Genomic DNA, 18,193 nt, shown 5'->3' on the forward strand with positions numbered 1-18,193 from the left:
ACGGGTTGATGTCGGATTTCTGGGATTGGATTGCCCTTTGGAATTGAAAGGGCATCCCTCCGCTCACGTGAAGGCCCCTGCCGGACACCTCCGGCCCGGGGAGGCAGCATGCAACGGATTCGCCGTCGTGAACCGGGGTTTTGGTGCGAACCTCCTCATTGGGATTGTCCGCGTCCGGCAAGCGACGGCCGGCCACCTGTCCGGGTCATGGGCGGCAATGCCTTCCATCCTGGATAGTCCGCCCAATCGCTATCGTGTCCAGGAGGAGGACATTCATGAAAAGAGCAGGCATGCACCTGATGCTGGTGCTCGTGGCGGCGCTGTTCGCGGGCTGCGGTGCTTCATCCGGTGACACGGGGACGGCGCGCTTCACGGTCGCCGCACCCCAATCCCTCGCATCCGACATCACCCGCGTCGTCGTCACCTCTGGGGGCACGGGCATCCCCTCCGTGTCGGTGGAGCTCGCGCCAACGAACGGCGTGTGGGGCGGAATCATCGGCAACATTCCGGCGGGCGCCGACCGCTCATTCCTGGCACAGGCCTTCGATGCCGGGGGCACGTTGCGCTTCAAGGGCTCCGCCTCCGGCATCACCCTCCTCGCGGACCAGACGACCCTCGTCGCCATCACCCTCCAACAGCTCAATCCCCCGCCGCCCTTCGACAACGAAGCGCCCCTCATCGACTTCGTCACGGTCTCCCCAAGCTCCGTGGCGGCCGGAGGCACCGTCTCCCTGTCTGCCGCCGCGCATGACCCGAACCCGGGGGACACGCTCAGCTACGCATGGAGCGCCACCGCGGGCACGTTCGCCTCGACCACCGAGCCCTTCACCTCGTGGACGGCGCCGGCCTCCACCGGGCTTCAGACGCTCACGCTCACCGTGACGGACTCGCGGGGTCTAGCCTCCAGCGCGCTCCTGGTCGTCAATGTCCTGCCCGAAGGGGAAGGCGAGGCCGAGCTGTCCATCTCCTTCAACGCCTCCCCGTCGGTGGCCCTCGTCGGGGCCTCCCCCACGCAGCTCGTCGTGGGACAACCGACGTCCGTCTCTGTCGAGGCCTCCGACCCGGATGGCGACAGCCTCTCCTATGCCTGGAGCGCCTCCTGCGCGGGCACCTGGACCGGCGCCACCTCCAGCGTCGCCCGCTTCACTCCGTCGCTCCTCCCCGCCGCCGCCTGCAACAACTGCCGTTTGACGGTCTCCGTGTCCGACGGACGCGGGGGACACAACACGGGCACTGTCGCGCTCTGTGTCAGGACCGCGCCGCCTGTCACCCATTTCAACCCCGTCATCCTCCGCTCCTACCGCTCGTCGGACACCGCCACCCCGGGCCAGGTGCTCACGTATGAAGTGGTCGCCAGCGATCCCGAGGGCTCCGCCCTCTCCTTCTCCTGGGATGCCAGCACGGGGATTCTGGGGACACCGGACCACGGCGCCTCACGCAGCCGCATCACCTGGACGGCCCCCGCGTGTGCCAGCGCCAGCACGCCCCCGACCATCACCGCCACCGTCACCAATGCCTTTGGCCTCACGGCCACCCGGAGCTTCGCGGTGACGGGCCTTCCAGCCTGTCCGGAGCGGGGTTGGACCATGACGGGCGCCATGACGTCGTCACGCTACGCGTTCACGGCCACCCTGCTTCCCAGCGGCAAGGTGCTCGCCGCGGGGGGCTACAACGATGACGTCTTCGATTTCGTCGCGACCGCGGAGCTGTATGACCCGGCCACGGGCACCTGGTGCCAGACGGGCTCCATGGCGGAGCGGCGCAACCAGCACACGGCAACGCTCCTGTCCGACGGCAGGGTGCTCGTGGCCGGGGGATACCGTGGCGACGTCCTCGCGGCGGCGGAGGTGTACGACCCGGCCACGGGCCTGTGGAGCGCAACGGGCGCCCTGGCCGAAGCGCGCTACGGCCACACGGCGACACGCCTGCCCGATGGCAGGGTGCTCGTCACGGGGGGATTCAGTCAGGGCTTCCTCGCGACAGCGGAGGTGTATGACCCGGCCACGGGCACCTGGAGCCTCACCGCGCCCATGGCCACGCGCCGCGCCTTCCACACGGCGACGCTGCTGCCTGGCGGAAAGGTGCTCGTCGTGGGCGGGGACGACAATGAGGTCCCCCGTACGACGTCGCAGCTGTACGACCCGGCCACGGACACCTGGAGCGCTCCGAGCACCATGCTCGCCGCGTTCATCGGACACACCGCGACGCTGCTGCCCGATGGCAGGGTGCTCGTCGTGGGAGAACCGACGGCGGAGCTGTACGACCCGGCCACGGACACCTGGAGCGAGACCGGCGCCCTCGCCACGCCTCGCACCTCGCACACGGCGACGCTGCTGCCGGAGGGCAAGGTGCTCATCGCCGGAGGGCTCCAGTTCATCAACGGCGTCCCCATCTATCTCGCATCCGCGGAGGTGTACGACCCGGGCCCGGGCACCTGGACGCCCACCGAATCCATGTTCACCGCCCGCGACCTCCACGTCGCGACGCTGCTGCGGGACGGCAGGGTGCTGGTGGCGGGCGGCCTCAATGACAGCCGTGTTCACGGCGCGGCGGAGCTGTACGGCCCGACGGGGCCCTGGCACCGGACGGACTCCATGAGTTCGTCACGCTACGCGGCCCCGGCAACGCTCCTGTCCGACGGCAAGGTGATGGTCGCGGGTGGCTACAGCAGCTCCATCTTCGGGTACCTCGCGACGGCGGAGCTGTACGACCCGGCCTCGGGCACCTGGGCTCCCACCGGGACGATGGCCGAACCTCGTTCCCAGCACACGGCGACGCTGCTGAACGATGGCAGGCTGCTGGTCGCGGCGGGATTCGCTGGCGGCACACTCGCGACGGCGGAGCTGTACGACGCGGCCTCGGGCTCCTGGAGTGGGACGGGCCCCCTGAGAGAAGGTCGCTGGCTGCACACCGCGACCCTGCTGCCCGGCGGCAGGGTGCTCGTGACAGGGGGGAGTGGTGACAACGGCACCCTGGCGAGCGCGGAGGTGTATGACCCGGCCTCGGGCTCCTGGAGCCCGACCGCCCCCATGGCCACACGTCGCTCCGAGCACACGGCGACGCTCCTGCCCGACGGCAAGGTCCTCGTCGTAGGAGGGCACGACGGCACCGTCAATTTCGTGAAGGCGGAGCTATACGATCCGGCCTCGGGCTCCTGGAGCGCGACGGGGTCCACGAGCACCGCGTTCACCAACCCCACCGCGACGCTGCTGCCCAACGGCAAGGTCCTCGTCGTGGGCGGCACGGCGGCGGAACTGTACGACCCGGCCTCGGGCACCTGGAGCGCGACGGGCACCCTCGCCACGGCCCGTGTCGGCCACACCGCGACGCTGCTGCACGACGGAAAGGTCCTCGTCGCCGGGGGCATCTACACCGAGGGCATTCCCTACCGGACGTCCGAGCTGTACGACCCGGCCTCGGACACCTGGAGCGCGGCTGGCTCCATGGCGCAAGCCCGCTTCAATCACACGGCGGCGCGGCTTCCCGACGGCAGGGTGCTCATCACGGGAGGCTTCGACGATCGCACCGACCTTGCGACAGCGGAACTGTATGCGCCCTGAACAGGTCCCTCCTGGGACCCGTTGCCTCGCATTGACGGGAGGGAGGGCTGTCGATACTCCGGGGGCACCTCCCTCGGACACAGCGGGGGGCCTGTCAGGAAGGAACACCGCCCATGAGCTCCCCGAACGATCCGAAGAATGCCTCCCCGTCCGCCGAGGACGCCGCCGTGATGGACTTCGTGCGGAGCGCCTTCGCACTGGTCCGCGCGGGGGACGCCGGCAAGCTGCGCGAGATGCTCGACGCCGGGCTCCCCGTGGGGGTGCGCAACGAGCGGGGCGACTCCCTGCTGATGCTGGCCAGCTACCACGGCCACGTGGACGCCACGCGCCTGCTGCTGGAGCGCGGGGCGGACCCCGAGCAGCCCAACGACGCCGGCCAGACGCCCCTGGCCGGCGCGGCCTTCAAGGGCAACGAGGCCATCGCCACGGTGCTCCTGGACGCGGGCGCGGACGTGGATGGCACGGACCCGGACGGCCGCACGCCGCTGATGTTCGCGGCCATGTTCGACAAGCTGGAGATGATGGAGCTGCTCATCCAGCGCGGCGCGGACCACCGGGCCCGGGACGCGGACAAGCGCACCGCGCTGGACTACGCGCGCTCCATGGGCGCGCAGCGCGCGGCCGCCCGGCTGGACCCGAAGCCCTGAGCTACGCGTTCGTGTGGCCCCAGGCGCTCTCGGACGGCCTGCCCTGGGCCGTCCCCTCCTCCACCAGCGAGTTGACGGCCTCCACGATGTGCCCGGCGTCGATGCCCGCGGCGTCCAGCAACTCCGCGGGCTTGCCGGAGCCGGGCATCTTCGTCACCGCGAGCCGCACCACGGTGGGCAGCCGCTCGCGCTCACCGGTGAAGGCCTCCAGCACCGCGTCCGCCAGGCCCCCTTCCGCCCAGTGGTCCTCCACCACGATGAGCCGCCCCAGCGTCTCGCGCGCGGCCTTGCGCAGCGTCTTCGCGTCCACCGGCTTCACCGAGTAGAGGTCGATGACGCGCACCGCGATGCCGTCCTTCTTCAGCGCTTCGTAGGCCTTGAGCGCTTCGTGCAGCGTGATGCCGGCGGCCACCACCGTCGCCACGTCCTCATCGGACTGGCGCACCACCTTGCTGCCTCCAATGGGGAAGTCCTCCGTCGCCGGGTAGAGCACCGGCGTCTTCTCGCGGGTGCTGCGCAGGTAGGTGATGCCCTGGCGGTCCAGCACCTGCGCCAGCAGCTTCGCGGTCTGGTTCGCGTCGCTCGGGTAGAGCACCGTGCTGCCGCCCACCGCGCGCATCATCGCCAGGTCCTCCAGCGCCATCTGCGACGGGCCGTCCTCGCCAATGGACACGCCTGCGTGGCTGCCGCACAGGTGCACCGTGGCGTTGGAGATGGCCGCCATGCGCACCTGGTCATAGGCGCGCGACAGGAAGGCCGCGAAGGTGCTGACGAAGGCCTTCTTGCCCAGCACCGCCATGCCCACCGCGCTGGACACCATGTTCTGCTCCGCGATGAACATCTCGAAGTAGCGCTGCGGGTGCGCCTTCTGGAACTCGTTCGAGTACGTGGAGTTGGACACCTCCGCGTCCAGCGCCACCACGTCCGGCCGGGCGTTGCCCAGCGCCAGGAGCGCGTCGCCATACGCCTTGCGCGTGGCCTCCTTCTGGCCGACCTCGTACGTGGGCAACCGCAACGGCGAGGCCGGGTCCTGCACGGTGGCCTTCAGCGCCTCCGGCTTCTTCACCTGGACGCGGACGTCGCGCGCTCCGCCCAGCTCGCGGATGGCGTCCTTCGCCTTGTCCTCCGGCAGCGACTTGCCGTGCCAGCCATCGTGATTGGCGATGAGCGAGGAGCCATGCCCCTTCTCCGTCTTGCAGATGAGGCAGGTGGGCTGTCCCTTCTTCGCCTGGGCTTCGGCGAAGGCCCGGTCGATGGCGTCCAGGTCATGCCCGTCCAGCGTGAGGGCGTTCCACCCGAAGGCGCGGACGCGGGCCGCGTAGGCCTCCAGGTTCCAGCCCAGCTCCGTCTCACGGCTCTGCCCCAGGCGGTTCACGTCGATGATGGCGCACAGGTTGTCCAGCCCGTAGTGGCTGGCCTTGTCGAACGCCTCCCACACGGAGCCCTCCGCCGTCTCGCTGTCCCCCATGAGCACGTAGGTGCGGAAGGGCAGCCCATCCATCCGCGCGCCCAGCGCCATGCCCACGCCCACGGCCAGCCCCTGCCCGAGCGAGCCGGTGGCCACGTCCACGAGCGGCAGCACGTGCGGGTTCGGGTGCCCCTCCAGCCGGCTGCCGAACTTGCGCAGGGAGAGCAATTCCCGGTCGTCGATGGCGCCCGCCGCCTTGAAGGCGGAGTAGAGGACCGGGCAGGCGTGGCCCTTGGAGAGCACGAAGCGGTCGTTGTTGGGGGCCTTCGGCTGCTGGAAGTCGAAGCGCAAGTACTTCTGGAACAGCACGGCCATGATGTCCGCCGCGGACATGGAGGAGCTGGGGTGGCCCGAGCCCGCCGCCGTGGTGCAGCGGATGCTGTCGATGCGAAGCTGCGCCGCGAGGTCCGCCAAGGTGTCCGCCATCGTGTCGCTCCCGGGTTGGGGTCAGCCGGTACTGTGTTGACTGCCCTGGCCTCCGAGAAGCGTTGCCCCCCGCCGGCCCTGTTCACAGGCAGAATCCGCGAGTGCCTGCCCGCCCGGCCGGACGTGGGGGACGGGGCATGCGCAAATTGAAGGAACGCCATCCGGGGAGCCTCGTGCCCCCGCCGGGAGAATCCATGAATCCGCTGCGACAGCTCGCCGAGTTCGGCCAATCCGTCTGGGTGGACAACCTCCAGCGCAGCTACATCACGAAGGGCACGCTGAAGAAGTTCATCGACGAGGACGGCCTCAAGGGGCTCACCTCCAACCCGACCATCTTCCAGAAGGCCGTGTCGGGCAGCGACGACTACCAGGACCTCTTCGACGCGGCGAAGGGCAAGGGCGTCTCCGGCAACGACCTGTATGAGCAGCTCGCCGTGCGCGACGTGCAGGGCGCCGCGGACCTCCTCAAGCCCGTGTACGACGCGACGAAGGGCCAGGACGGCTACGCGTCGCTGGAGGTGTCCCCCCGGCTGGCGCTGGACACGAACGGCACGCTGGAGGAGGCGCGGCGGCTGTGGAAGACGCTGGCGCGGCCCAACGTGATGATCAAGGTCCCGGGCACGCAGCCGGGTCTGCCTGCCTTCGAGCAGCTCACCGCCGAGGGCATCAACGTCAACGTGACGCTGCTCTTCAGCCAGGAGCGCTACAAGCAGATCGCCGAGGCCTACGTCTCCGGCCTGGAGAAGCTCGCCGCGTCCGGCGGGGACGTGAGCCGCGTGGCGAGCGTGGCGTCGTTCTTCATCAGCCGCATCGACGCCATCGTGGACAAGGAGATTGAGAAGAAGCTGAAGGCGGGCGCCACGCCGGAGCAGCAGAAGGCGCTGGAGGGGCTGAGCGGCAAGGTGGCCATCGCCAACGCGAAGCTCGCCTACCGCACCTTCAAGGAGGTCTTCGGGAGCGCGCGCTGGAAGGCGCTCGCGGCGAAGGGCGCCAAGGTGCAGCGCGTGCTCTGGGCGAGCACCAGCACCAAGAGCCCGAAGCTGCGCGACGTGCTCTACGTGGAGGAGCTCATCGGCCGCGACACGGTGAACACCATGCCGCCCGCCACCATCGACGCGTTCCGGGACCACGGCAAGGTGCGCCCCAGCCTGGAGGAGGACCTGCCCGCGGCGGAGGCGACCATGCGCCAGTTGGAGGCGGCCGGCATCTCCATGAAGACCGTCACCGACGAGCTGGCCACCGACGGCATCCGCCTGTTCTCCGAGTCCTTCGATCAGCTCCTCTCCGCGGTGGGAGACAAGCTGAAGAAGACCTAGCGCGGAAGGCCCGGCCCTGGAGGCGGGTGGAGACACTCCCACCTCCTCCCGGGACGCATTGGAAGCCAATGCCTTGCACCCCACCCTTCCGGCCGTTTCATGCCGGAAGGAGCAAGCATGCGTGTCAGGAATTGGGACGCTCTGGTGGGGCTGGGGCTGGCGATGGCGGCTTGTGGGGGGGCCCCGGAGGAGGACGCCGCCCTTCCCGCCGCGGCCGTGGAGGACACGCGGCGGGTGGAAGCCCAGGCGTGTCCCCCTGGCGTCGCGGCGCGGGTGAAGGTCATCATTCCCCCCACCGCCGGCATCAGCAGTGAGGTGACGTCGCTGGCGGACGTGCAGGGCACGCTCTACTTCACCACCAACCTCACGGACGGCAGCGCGACGCTGTGGCGCAGCAACGGCACGGACGCGGGCACCGTCCCGGTGCGGGAGTTCCCGGCGGTGCCGCTGGGCATCCCCCGGATTTCGAACCTGGTCGCGGTGGGCGACCAGGCCTTCTTCCTGCTCAACAACCCGGACACCGGCACGGAGCTCTGGGTCAGCAACGGGACGAACGCCGGCACCCGCCTGGTGAGGGACCTCACGCCGGGCCCCACCGGCTCCGCGCTGCTCCACCTCACGGAGGTGGGCGGCCGGCTGGTGTTCTTCCGGCAGACGCAGCCGACGCCGACGGAGCCCTCGCGCACGGAGCTGTGGCGCTCGGACGGGACGTCCACGGGCACGGTGCGGGTGAGGGACTTCGGGGCGAACGCGGGGCTGAGCTTCAGCACGCTGAAGGTCGGCGGCAGGCTGCTCTTCTTCTTCGGGCAGAGCACGGGGACCACGCTGTGGCGCACCGACGGCACGGCGGGTGGCACGGTGTCCGTGAGGCGGCTGGACGCGGGCCTCACCTTCATCCTCGACGTGGGCTCCTCGGGAACCCAGGGGCTGTTCCTGCTGATGGACGGCCCGAACTACGAGGTGTGGCGGACGAATGGCACGGAAGCCGGCACCGCCCGGCTGGATTCCTTTGGCCGGTACACGCGGCTGCTGGGGGCGCTGGGCCCTTACGTCTACCTGTGGTCCACGGACTCGGTCACGCAGCGGCTGCGCATCGACCGGCTGTCATTGGCTGGCGGGGGCAAGGCGCTCGTCACCACGCTGCCCAATCCCTATTCGAATGATCCGTCCACGTCGCCCTTCGTGCAGATGTCGACCGTGTCGGCCAACGAGCTCTACTTCTCCATGGCCATCGTGGGCGAAGGGCCCGCGCCGCTGGATGTCTCGCTGTGGGTGACGAACGGCACGGCGGCGGGGACGCGCGACCTCTTCCGCCAGCTCAGCCGCGGTGACGAGTACGCCTCGCCCCTCTTCGCCACCGGAACGGGCCGGGTCCTCTTCAGCGGTGCGCTCACGCCCGGAGCCACCCAGCCCTGGTTCACCCGGGGCACCGTGGCCACGACGGGGCAACTGGCGGCGGGGGTCTTCATGCCGGATGGCTTCACCCGCTCCGGCACCCGCGTGTACTTCCACGGCATCGACGACACCGCGCGGAACCAGCTCTGGTCCGTGCCGGCGACCTTCGACTGCCCGCCCGGACCGGTCACCGCGCGGTAGCCATTCCATTTCCGCCCACCGGCGCGCTTCCGGTGGGCGGAGACCTTCCGGCCTACGGATAGGTGTCCAGGTAGGCGCGGTGGCTGTTGGAGAACTCGTAGTTGGTGAACTTGTCCCAGTTGATGGACCAGGTCATCAACCCCTTGAAGCCCGGGTAGCCGCCGGCCTGGCGCAGCACGTAGGTGCCGCCGAAGGACTGGCCCTTCATCAGGTAGTCCAGCGCCTTCTGCACGTTGGCGGGCGTGGTGTAGCCACCGCCCGCGGCCTGGGGCGAGGACGGCAGGCCGATGACGACCTGCTCCGGCCGCAGCGCGGGGAAGACGGCGCTCGCGTTGCCACCCACGGGGAAGCCCTGGAGCAGCATCTCCGCCATGGCCACGTGGAAGTCCGGCGTGCTCTGCGCGTAGGCGCGGCCGTCCAGGGCCATCACCGTGCCGGTGTTGTAGTGCTGCACGTGCAGGTACGTCAGCCGGTCGCGCAGCGCGTGGATGACGGGGAGGTAGGCGCCCCACGGGCCGCCGTAGGCCGCGTAGCCGCCCTGCACGTAGGCGGTCTCCGGCGCCATGGTGAGCAGGAAGCCCGCGCCGTTGTCGTTGAGCAACTGGCGCGTGCCGGCGATGAGGTTCTGGATGCGCGGCGTGGTGGGGTTGCGGAAGTCGGTGTCCCCGCCGTTGAGCGACAGCGACGCGCCCTCCAGGTCCAGGTCCAGGCCGTCAAAGCCATACGTGTTGATGAGCCCCTGCATGCTGGTGACGAAGGCCTGCCGCGCCGCCGCGTCGTCCAGGTGGATGGTGCCGTTGGCGCCACCCAGGGAGATGAGCACCTTGCGGCCCTGCGCCTTGAGCGTGGCGATGTCCGCTTTGAACTCGGCCACGGTGGCGTTGTACGGGGTGAAGCCCATGGTGCCCGACGGCGCGCCCGCCACCGGCTCCGCGAAGGCCACCTGGATGACGTTGAACTTCGAGGACACGTCGCGCAGCCGGATGTTGGTGGAGCCGTTGTCGAAGTTGTGCCAGTAGCCGACCAGCACCTTGCTGCCCGCCGGAGCCGTGTTGCCCGTCGTCACGGCGACGCTGTTGCTCGCGGCGGAGCGGTTGCCGGCCGCGTCGCGCGCCTTCGCGGTGAACGTATACGTGGTGTTGGCGGCGAGCCCCGTCACGGTGGCGGTCAGCGCGGTGCTGGTGGCCGCCGCGCTGGCGCCGCCGTTGACGAAGATTTCGTAGCCGGTGACGCCCACGTTGTCGCTGGACGCGTTGAACGCCAGGGACACGCTGGAGGCCGTCACGCCGGTGGAGCGCAGGGAGCCGGGCGCCGTGGGGGCCTGCGTGTCCTGCGCCGGGCGGTTGGGCGTGGTGGTGCTGAACGCGGCGCTCGCGGCGGAGCGGTTGCCGGCCGCGTCGCGCGCCTTCACGGTGAACGTATAGGTGGTGTTGGCGGCGAGCCCGGTGACGGTGGCGCTCGGGGTGGTGGAGGTGGCGGAGGCGGAGGCGCCGTTGTTGACGAAGACCTCGTAGCCGGTGACGCCCACGTTGTCGGTGGACGCGCTCCAGGTCAGCGACACGCTGTCATACGTCTTGGAGGGCGAGCCGACACCGGAGGGCGCGGTGGGGGCCTGCGTGTCCGCGGGAGGATTGCCGGTGCGCTCCAGCCACAGGGCGAGCACGTTGGGCGGCTCCCAGCCCACCAGGGACGTGTGGGCCTGCCGGCAGTCGTAGCCCTTCCCTCCATAGGACGCGATGTCGCCCACGGCGTACGCGACGCCCGGGGCCCAGGCGCCCCGGTCCGCGGCCAGGGCCAGGGTGGGCAGAAGCAACAGGAGCACGGCGAGGGCCGCGCGGGACGACGAACGAGGGGGATGCATTGGGGGAAAAGCCTCCCGGAAAGGGGTCCGGGACACAGGGAGGGCGCGACGCGGGAAAGCGGGTCAAAACCCTGAAAGATTTTCCAGAGTGGACCTGGAAGGTTGGTCAGCGAACGGAGGAGCTCACCCCGGGGCACAGGGCATCCAGCCATGGGTTTCAGGACCTAGAATCCGCCCCATGAAGTTTCTAGGTGAGCTGGACGAGGCCTCTCTCGCGCGGACGCAGCGATGCAACCGTCGCCTCTCGGATCCGAACCGTCTGCAGGCCATCCGGGACACCGGGCTGATGGATACGCCCCAGGAGGAGCCCTTTGACCGCCTTGCCCGTCTGGCGGCGCAGCTGCTCAACGTCCCGCTGACCATCATGTCGCTGGTGGATTCGAACCGGCAGTTCTTCAAGGCGGACTTCGGCCTGCCCTCGCCCTTCCGGGAGACGCGGACGCTGCCCATCGACGCGTCGCTGTGCCGCTACACGCTCGAGGGGGAGCCCATCATCTCCTCCAACGCGCCGGCGGATCCGTTCCTGAAGTTCCATCCGTCCACCGGCCCCTGGGGCATCGTCGCCCTCATCGTGCTGCCGTTGATCAACCCGGACGGGCACGTGCTGGGGACCTTCTGCTGCATCCAGCCCACGGTGCGCGAGTGGACCGAGCAGGACCACCTGATCATGAAGGAGATGACGGCCTCCATCATGACGGAGATCAACCTGCGCGATCAGATCCGCAAGCTGAAGGCCGAACAGCGGATGCGGGACACGTTCGTCGCGGCGCTCACGCACGACCTGCGCACGCCCCTGACGGCGTCGAAGCTGAGCGTGCAGTTGCTGGGCAAGCGCCACGCGGACGTGCCGGGGGTGCAGTCCTCCGTGGCCCGGGTGTCGGCGAGCCTGGACCGCGCGGAGCGGATGATCCAGAACCTGCTGGACGCCAGCCGCATGCAGGCCGGCAAGCACGTGGCGCTGGAGGTGCGGGAGTGCGACCTCCACGCGGTCGCGGCCCAGACGCTGGATGAGCTGTCGGCGCTCTACCCGGGGCGCTTCGAGCTGAAGGCGGAAGGTGATTTCGCGCTGCGGGCGGATCCGCTCGGGCTGCGCCGCATCGTGGAGAACCTGGCGTCCAACGCGGCGAAGTACGGCGCGCCGGGCACCCCGATTGAAGTCCGGCTGGAGCGGGACGAAGCCCGGGTGAGGCTCCAGGTGCGCAACCAGGGCACGCCCATCGCCGCGGATGAGTTGCAGACCATCTTCGAGCCGTTCCACCGCACACGCTCCGCCACGGAGAGCGCGGAGAAGGGCTGGGGCCTGGGGCTGCCCCTGGTGCGAGGCCTGGCCGAGGCACACGGCGGCAAGGCCACCGTGACCAGCTGCGCCGAGGAGGGGACCTGCTTCACCATCACCCTCCCGCTGGACGCGAGCTCCAGGCAGAGGCTCTCCGCGTAAAGGGAGGGGAGCGCGCCTCGCGCTATCCTTTCCCCATGGCCCCTGCTGATTCTTACGACGCCCTCTCAGTGCTGGAGCTGGTGGCCATCTCGCTCCTCGATGTGAAGGGGGATTGGACCTGGGCCGCGCTCGAGGCGCTGCGAAAGCGCGACCGGGAGGAGCTGTTCGCCGCCGCCGTGCTGTTGCTGCGCTCCCCTTCTTCGCGGGAGCGAGCACGGGGCGCGGTGCTGCTCGGCCAGGCGGCGGGGCCCGACGCGAAGGAGCACCGTGAGCGCAGGGCACGGTGCGCGGAGGCCCTCCTGGCCGCGCTGCCCACGGAACAGGTTCCCCCTGTCCTCAAGGCAATGGGCTACACCCTGGGCTACCTCGAGGACGCCCGGGCGGTGCCCGCGCTGCGGGCCTTGAAGGACCACCCGGATGCGCGGGTCCGGGAGGGAGTCGCCCGGGGCCTGATGCCGCACCACGACGACTCCGTGGCGCTCCAGACCTTGATGGAACTCTCCCGGGACGGCGACACGTCCGTGCGAGAGGAGGTGCTGTCCGGACTGGCCCTCAAGGGCGAGGACGAGGTGGACACCCCGGAGCTGCGGGACGCGTTCCTCGCGCGGCTCTCGGAGGAGGAGGACAGCGGCATCCGGGCGGAAGCGCTGGTCGGACTGGCCAGGAGGAAGGACCCTCGCGTCCTGGTGCCCCTTCGCCGTGAACTGGAGAGGCCTCCCGTCGAGATCGCGGCCATCGAGGCCGCGAGGTACCTGGAGGACGCCTCGCTCCTGCCGTTGCTCCTCGCGGTCCGAGAGGCCACCCACCCGATGGACGAAGCCTTCGAGGGCGCCATCGACTTCGCCATGGATTGCCTGCGAGAGCGCGCGCGATGAAAGACCGCTCCATCCCGGAGTTGATTGCCCTCGCGTTGCAGGGTGAGGAAGAGAATGAAACGGCCTGGGAGGCCATCCGCGAGCTGCACGACCGGGGCGGCGACGAGGTGTTCGAGGCCGCCGTCAGGTTGCTGCACTCCGCTTCTTCATGTGAGCGTGGGCGCGGCACGGACATCCTCGCGCAGCTGGGCGGGCGGAAACGCAGCGACGCACTCATGGCGAAGTGCGCGGATGAAATCCTGTCCGCGTTGGCCACGGAGCAGGACGCCAACGTCCTGGGCTCCATGGGTGCGGCCCTGGGGCACCTCTGGGATGCACGGGCGGTCCCCGCCCTTCAGCCCCTGAAGGACCACCCGGACGCGGACGTCCGGATGGGCGTGGTCATGGGGATGATGCACCACCGGGATCCGGTCGCCATCCAGACCTTGATTGAGCTCTCCCGTGACAGCGACGAGGACGTCCGCGACTGGGCCACCTTCAGCCTGGGCACCCAGGCGGAAGACGTGGACACGCCCGAGCTTCGGGACGCGTTGTTCGACCGGCTCACGGAGTCCAACCTGGAGCTTCGCGGCGAAGCCCTGGTCGGCCTGGCGCTGCGCAAGGACCCGCGAGTCCTGGAGCCGCTGCGCCGCGAGCTGGAGGGAAGCGAGGTCGTCGTCCTGGCTGTCGAAGCCGCCCAGGTGCTGGAGGACGTCTCGCTCCTGCCGCTGCTCCATCGTCTTCGGGACCAGCCTGGCAAGGCAGACAGCTACTTTTGCGGCGTCCTCGCCGAGGCCATCGCCCACCTGGAAGCACTCGTCTGAGCAATGGCTGTGCCGGACCGGTCTCCGTGAAAATCCCAGAACTTCCAGACGGGAGAGGACAGGTCCTGTCCTCTCCACAGGACAGGAAGCGTGCACGCGCCCCACGTGTGCCTTGCGGTGCGGCGGTGGGTGCACTAGCCATCGGGGGACGAGGGCCGACGGCGCCGACCGCTCGGGTCCTCCGAGGATGACTTTATGGCCCAGCGCCGCCCGACCCGACCTTCCGCCTCCTCCGATTCGTCCAAGTCCCGCAGTGCCGCTGGCAAGGCCGCCACGAAGCCCGGGGGCCGTCCCGCCGGGGGCAAGGCCCCTGCCCCGGCGAAGAAGGCCGCGGTCGCGAAGCCGGTGGCGAAGGCCCTGAAGACCGCGGCCTCGAAGCTGAAGCAGGTCGCGAAGGCGGTGAAGGGCGCGGCGGCGAAGGCACCGGCCTCCAAGGCAAAGCCTGTCGCGAAGCCCACCGCGAAGGCGGCCCAGGCACCGAAGGCCCCCGTGGCGAAGGCGGCTGCCAAGGCTTCGAAGGCGCCCGCCGCTCAGGCATCGAAGGGCTCCGCCGTGAAGTCAGCACAGGCGCCGAAGACGCCCGCAGCGAAGACCGCCGCGAAGTCCGCGACTCAGGCGCCGAAGACGCCCGTTGCAAAGCCCGCCGCGCAGACTCCTACGTCGAAGGCGCCTGTTGGCAAGACCGCCGCGCAGGCTTCAAAGGCAGCCGTCACGAAGCCCTCCCCTGCCCAGGAGAGCCCCAAGGCTCCCGCATCGAAGGCCGCCCAGGCAGCCGCAGCGAAGTCTGCTTCCACCGAGAAGGGCCCGAAGGCATCCGCAACGACGGCCGCCGGACAAGCCGCGCAGAAGCCGGGCTCGGGCGACTCCAAGGCCGGTGCATTGAAGTCCGCTGAGACAGCTGCGGCCCCAGCTTCGAGCAAGAAGGGACCGAAGGCTTCCGCGTCAAAGGCGGCTCAGGAGCCTGCACCGACCAAAGAGGGTGCCAAGGCCGACGCATCGAAGGCCCCCGAACCGGCCGCGGAGCCGGCTTCGACCAAGAAGGGCTCTAAGGCCTCCGCGTCGGAGCCTGCCGAAGCGGCTGCTGAGTCTGCGTCGAGCAAGAAGGCCTCCGCGTCGGAGCCTGCACCGACCGAGGAGAGCGCCAAGGCCGACGCGTCGAAGTCCGCCGAAGTGGCTGCGGAGCCGGCTTCGACCAAGAAGGGCTCGAAGGCCTCCGCGTCGAAGGCAGCCCAGGAGCCTGCCTCGACCGAGGAGGGCTCGAAGGCCGCTGAAGTTGTCTCGGAGCCTGTGTCGACCGAGGAGAGCCCGAAGGCCTCCGAGCCAACCGCTGCTGGCACGGAGACGGCCGAGCTGAAGGCGGACGCCAACGAGGCCCCGTCCAAGCGCGCGGGCAAGGCGCCCAAGGGCTCTTCCTCGAAGAAGACCCCGGCCGAAGAAACTCCCGCCGCCACGCCGCAGGAGGCTCCTGCGCCGTCAGAGAACTCCACGGCCGCGCCACAGGCGGAGACGGGCACCACCGACACCGTGGAAGGAACGCCTCCCGCTACGGAGACCACGACCGCCGAGGAAGCCCCCTCGCGCAAGGGTTCGGGCCGCGCCTCGAAGCGGAAGACCTCCGAAGCCGAGGCCGCTCCCGCCGAAGCGCCTGAAGAAGCGTCCGCCCCCACGGCCTCCAGCGAGGAGCCCGCATCGAAGTCGAAGCGCGGCGCCAAGGGCGCGGCACGCCCCACCGAGGAGCCCGCCGCCCCTGCCCCCTCCGCCCCGACGAAGCCCGCCCGCACCGCCGACCCTCAGTACCTCATCCTGACCGGCGGCTCGCCCTTCCTGCGCGCCATCGGCTCCGTGCGCCGCCCGGACGGAGAGACCCTGCCGGGCTTCGCCAACCTGGCCGTGACCAAGATGTCCGCCGCCCCGCTGCCCACCGAACCGGGCCCGTACGAGTTCCGCTTCCAGGCCAGCAACGGCACCGGCGACTTCAAGCTCGCGCAGCGCAGCGAGACCGGCGCCCCCCGCAACGTGCGCGACTTCGAGATGGCGTCGTCAGGCGGCTTCCAGATCTACCGCTTCACCATCCCCTGAAGCCCCCTCACGGTGGCAGGAACCGCGACATCAGCGCGAGCCCCGGTGCCTCCAGGGGCACGCGCCCCCGCAGCGCGGAGAACAACGACCAGCCGTGGTCCGCGAGGATGACCACGGCCGCGTCCGCCGCGACGCTGAGCCCCATGAAGCCCACGTAGCCCCCCATCACCGACGAGCGCCACACCACGTCCTTGCCGCGCACCTGGGACACGTTCCATCCCAGGCCGCGCTGGAAGGACCCGGCCTTCACCCGGGGCGCCTGCATCCGGTACAGGGCCTTGGTGAAGGACGTCTCGCCCCGCCCCAGGTTCGTCTCCAGGAAGCGCATCACGTCCCCCACCGTGGAGTGCATCGCGCCACCGCCCGGGAGCGCCGGGAAGGTCCACGGCGGCACGGGCTTGCCTCGCGCGGTGTGGCCCTGCAACAAGCGCGGAGCCAGCTCCTCCGTGACGCGCGCCGTGGTGTCCACGAGCCCCATGGGCTTGCAGAGCAGGTCCCGCATCAGGTGCCCGTAGTTCAGCGCCATGCGCCGGGACAGCGCGTGGCCAAGCACGCCCATGCCCAGGAAGGACTCGGAGGACGGGTGCGGCGGCGGCTGGCGGGGGTGGTAGTTGCGCAGGAACTCGCCGAACAGGCTCGCGGAGTAGTGTCCGAACGGGTCATCCGGATTCGCGGGCGCCGCGCCCAGGTTCGGCGGCAGGTGCGGCAGTCCGGAGGTGTGCGTCGCCAACTGCTCCAGCGTGATGCTCCGCGCGACCTCGTCGCTCAGCAGCGACGCGGGAATCATGTTCCCGAGGGGCTCGTCCAGCCGCACATCCCCCCGCTCCGCCATCACCGACAGGAGCGCCGCCGTGAAGACCTCCGTGAGCGCCCCCAGGGAGAACAGGGCGTCCGTGGCCGGAGGCGTCCCCTTGCCCCGGAGGCCCTCGACGTGCAGCGCGCCCCGCCAGGTCATCGCCGCGCACACGGAGGCCGTGGGGTAGCCGCGCAGGTAGGGCCGCAGCTCCGCGTGGAGGAGTTCGGAAGGGTTCGACATGGAGTGGGGCTTTACGGGCCCGCCGCCCGGTGAGGCAAGCCTTCCCGAAAGGGTTCTGTCAGGCATCACCGTGCGAGGCCGTCCGCCTCCTGGAAGACCCCTTTCGTCCCGGCATGCCGCCCGCGTCCGCGCCCTCCAGCGCCCGCCGTGGCCGTGTCAGGCCCCGCGTGTGCTCGCGTCCACGTGGGCCCTTCCCCTGACGAAAGGCCCCCGGATGCCCGCATCCCCCGCCGTGAAGGCGATCCTCTTCGGTCGCAACCCGCACCAGCCGGATCCGTTCGACGTGGAGGCCGACGCGGCCGAAGCGCTGGGCGTGGACACGTATCAAGCGGACCTCTCCGCCCTCCTGTCGGGCGACGCGGCGAGGGCGCTCACGGGGGTGCCGGAGCGCGGCCACCTCCGGCTCTTGTACCGGGGCTGGATGCTCACGGAGGAGGAGTACACGGAGCTCGACGAGGCCGTGCGGGCCCTGGGGCACCGGCTGGTGACGTCGCCGGAGCAGTACGCCGCCGCGCACTACCTGCCCAACTGGTACCCGAGGCTGGCCGGCTACACCGCGCGCTCGGTCTGGACGGAGGGGCCGGACGCGGCGGAGGCGTGGCGGGCGGCGCGGAAGCTGGGGCCTCCGCCGTACATCCTCAAGGACCACGTGAAGTCCGCGAAGGAGCGCTGGGCGGAGGCGTGCTTCGTGCCGGCCGACGCCACGCGCGAGGACTTCGAGCGCATCTGCCAGAACCTGCTCGACGAGCGCGGCGACCGCTTCGAGCGCGGCTTCGTGGTGCGCCGCTACCTGCCGCTCAAGGTCTACGGACGGACGCCCGCGGGCCCCGCGCACCTGGAGTTCCGGCTGTTCTTCGGCGGAGGCCGCTTGATTGCCGCGGAGCCGTACCACGAGTTCGACGTGGAGGTGCCCGACTTCACCGCCTTCGAATCGCTGGGCCGCCGCATCCCCTCGCCGTTCTTCACCCTGGACGTGGCGATGCTGGAGGACGGCGGCTGGGCGGTGGTGGAGGTGAATGACGGCGGCGTCTCCGGCCTGCCGCCCGGGTTGGATCCGCGCGACCTCTTCGCCGCGCTGCTTGGATGAT

At 70.2% G+C, this 18,193-nt stretch carries 12 protein-coding genes; 9 read left to right on the forward strand and 3 right to left on the reverse strand.

Features of this window, described 5'->3' with window-relative positions; all coding sequences use genetic code 11:
* Window positions 1–275: 275 nt before the first annotated feature.
* Entirely contained in the window at window positions 276–3,560 is a 3,285-nt protein-coding gene (locus ACX114_RS33840; RefSeq protein WP_459291463.1) for a kelch repeat-containing protein, read from the forward strand.
* A gap of 113 nt (window positions 3,561–3,673) precedes the next feature.
* On the forward strand, window positions 3,674–4,207 hold the full coding sequence (locus tag ACX114_RS33845) for an ankyrin repeat domain-containing protein (RefSeq protein ID WP_459291464.1): 534 nt from the start codon (window positions 3,674–3,676) through the stop codon (window positions 4,205–4,207).
* A gap of 1 nt (window position 4,208) precedes the next feature.
* Here the strand turns inward: ACX114_RS33845 and ACX114_RS33850 are convergent, their stop codons facing one another.
* Window positions 4,209–6,101, reverse strand: a complete 1,893-nt coding sequence (locus ACX114_RS33850; protein WP_459291465.1) for a transketolase — start codon at window positions 6,099–6,101, stop codon at window positions 4,209–4,211.
* Between the two features lie 194 nt (window positions 6,102–6,295).
* On the opposite strand from ACX114_RS33850, the gene tal reads away from it, so the two are divergent.
* The gene (gene tal / locus ACX114_RS33855) at window positions 6,296–7,417 is read left to right on the forward strand and encodes a transaldolase (protein ID WP_459291466.1); all 1,122 of its coding nucleotides are present in this window, start codon (window positions 6,296–6,298) and stop codon (window positions 7,415–7,417) included.
* 117 nt (window positions 7,418–7,534) lie between these two features.
* Window positions 7,535–9,013 (forward strand): hypothetical protein, encoded by a 1,479-nt coding sequence (locus ACX114_RS33860; RefSeq protein ID WP_459291467.1) that lies wholly within the window; start codon window positions 7,535–7,537, stop codon window positions 9,011–9,013.
* A gap of 52 nt (window positions 9,014–9,065) precedes the next feature.
* Here ACX114_RS33860 and ACX114_RS33865 read toward each other — a convergent pair whose 3' ends face one another.
* A complete protein-coding gene (locus ACX114_RS33865; RefSeq protein WP_459291468.1) occupies window positions 9,066–10,874 on the reverse strand; it encodes a fibronectin type III domain-containing protein in 1,809 nt (602 codons plus the stop codon).
* A gap of 178 nt (window positions 10,875–11,052) precedes the next feature.
* On the opposite strand from ACX114_RS33865, the gene ACX114_RS33870 reads away from it, so the two are divergent.
* The 4 genes from ACX114_RS33870 (at window position 11,053) to ACX114_RS33885 (ending at window position 16,069) form a co-directional block, all read left to right on the forward strand.
* Window positions 11,053–12,312: a GAF domain-containing sensor histidine kinase gene (locus tag ACX114_RS33870; protein ID WP_459291469.1), complete on the forward strand. Its 1,260-nt coding sequence runs from the start codon at window positions 11,053–11,055 to the stop codon at window positions 12,310–12,312.
* Between the two features lie 80 nt (window positions 12,313–12,392).
* Entirely contained in the window at window positions 12,393–13,187 is a 795-nt protein-coding gene (locus ACX114_RS33875) for a HEAT repeat domain-containing protein (RefSeq protein ID WP_459291470.1), read from the forward strand.
* The gene (locus tag ACX114_RS33880) at window positions 13,184–13,990 is read left to right on the forward strand and encodes a HEAT repeat domain-containing protein (protein WP_459291471.1); all 807 of its coding nucleotides are present in this window, start codon (window positions 13,184–13,186) and stop codon (window positions 13,988–13,990) included. Before ACX114_RS33875 ends, ACX114_RS33880 begins: the two co-directional genes overlap by 4 nt.
* 195 nt (window positions 13,991–14,185) lie before the next feature.
* Entirely contained in the window at window positions 14,186–16,069 is a 1,884-nt protein-coding gene (locus ACX114_RS33885) for a hypothetical protein (protein WP_459291472.1), read from the forward strand.
* 7 nt (window positions 16,070–16,076) lie between these two features.
* On the opposite strand, the gene ACX114_RS33890 is transcribed toward ACX114_RS33885, so the two are convergent.
* Window positions 16,077–17,105, reverse strand: coding sequence for a serine hydrolase domain-containing protein (locus ACX114_RS33890; protein ID WP_459291473.1), 1,029 nt, complete (start codon window positions 17,103–17,105; stop codon window positions 16,077–16,079).
* 214 nt (window positions 17,106–17,319) lie between these two features.
* Between ACX114_RS33890 and ACX114_RS33895 the strand changes: the two genes are divergently transcribed.
* Window positions 17,320–18,192, forward strand: a complete 873-nt coding sequence (locus ACX114_RS33895; RefSeq protein ID WP_459291474.1) for an ATP-grasp domain-containing protein — start codon at window positions 17,320–17,322, stop codon at window positions 18,190–18,192.
* Window position 18,193 lies beyond the last annotated feature (1 nt).

It is taken from the genome of Corallococcus sp. M7 (genome assembly GCF_054512695.1).

Bases quoted from the DNA above. Each gene is read 5' to 3' on its own strand.
- ACX114_RS33890 (WP_459291473.1), bottom strand. From the start codon at position 17,105: ATGTCGAACCCTTCCGAACTCCTCCACGCGGAGCTGCGGCCCTACCTG.
- ACX114_RS33870 (WP_459291469.1), top strand. From the start codon at position 11,053: ATGAAGTTTCTAGGTGAGCTGGACGAGGCCTCTCTCGCGCGGACGCAG.
- ACX114_RS33865 (WP_459291468.1), bottom strand. From the start codon at position 10,874: ATGCATCCCCCTCGTTCGTCGTCCCGCGCGGCCCTCGCCGTGCTCCTG.
- ACX114_RS33840 (WP_459291463.1), top strand. From the start codon at position 276: ATGAAAAGAGCAGGCATGCACCTGATGCTGGTGCTCGTGGCGGCGCTG.
- ACX114_RS33850 (WP_459291465.1), bottom strand. From the start codon at position 6,101: ATGGCGGACACCTTGGCGGACCTCGCGGCGCAGCTTCGCATCGACAGC.
- tal (WP_459291466.1), top strand. From the start codon at position 6,296: ATGAATCCGCTGCGACAGCTCGCCGAGTTCGGCCAATCCGTCTGGGTG.
- ACX114_RS33845 (WP_459291464.1), top strand. From the start codon at position 3,674: ATGAGCTCCCCGAACGATCCGAAGAATGCCTCCCCGTCCGCCGAGGAC.
- ACX114_RS33885 (WP_459291472.1), top strand. From the start codon at position 14,186: ATGGCCCAGCGCCGCCCGACCCGACCTTCCGCCTCCTCCGATTCGTCC.
- ACX114_RS33860 (WP_459291467.1), top strand. From the start codon at position 7,535: ATGCGTGTCAGGAATTGGGACGCTCTGGTGGGGCTGGGGCTGGCGATG.
- ACX114_RS33880 (WP_459291471.1), top strand. From the start codon at position 13,184: ATGAAAGACCGCTCCATCCCGGAGTTGATTGCCCTCGCGTTGCAGGGT.
- ACX114_RS33895 (WP_459291474.1), top strand. From the start codon at position 17,320: ATGCCCGCATCCCCCGCCGTGAAGGCGATCCTCTTCGGTCGCAACCCG.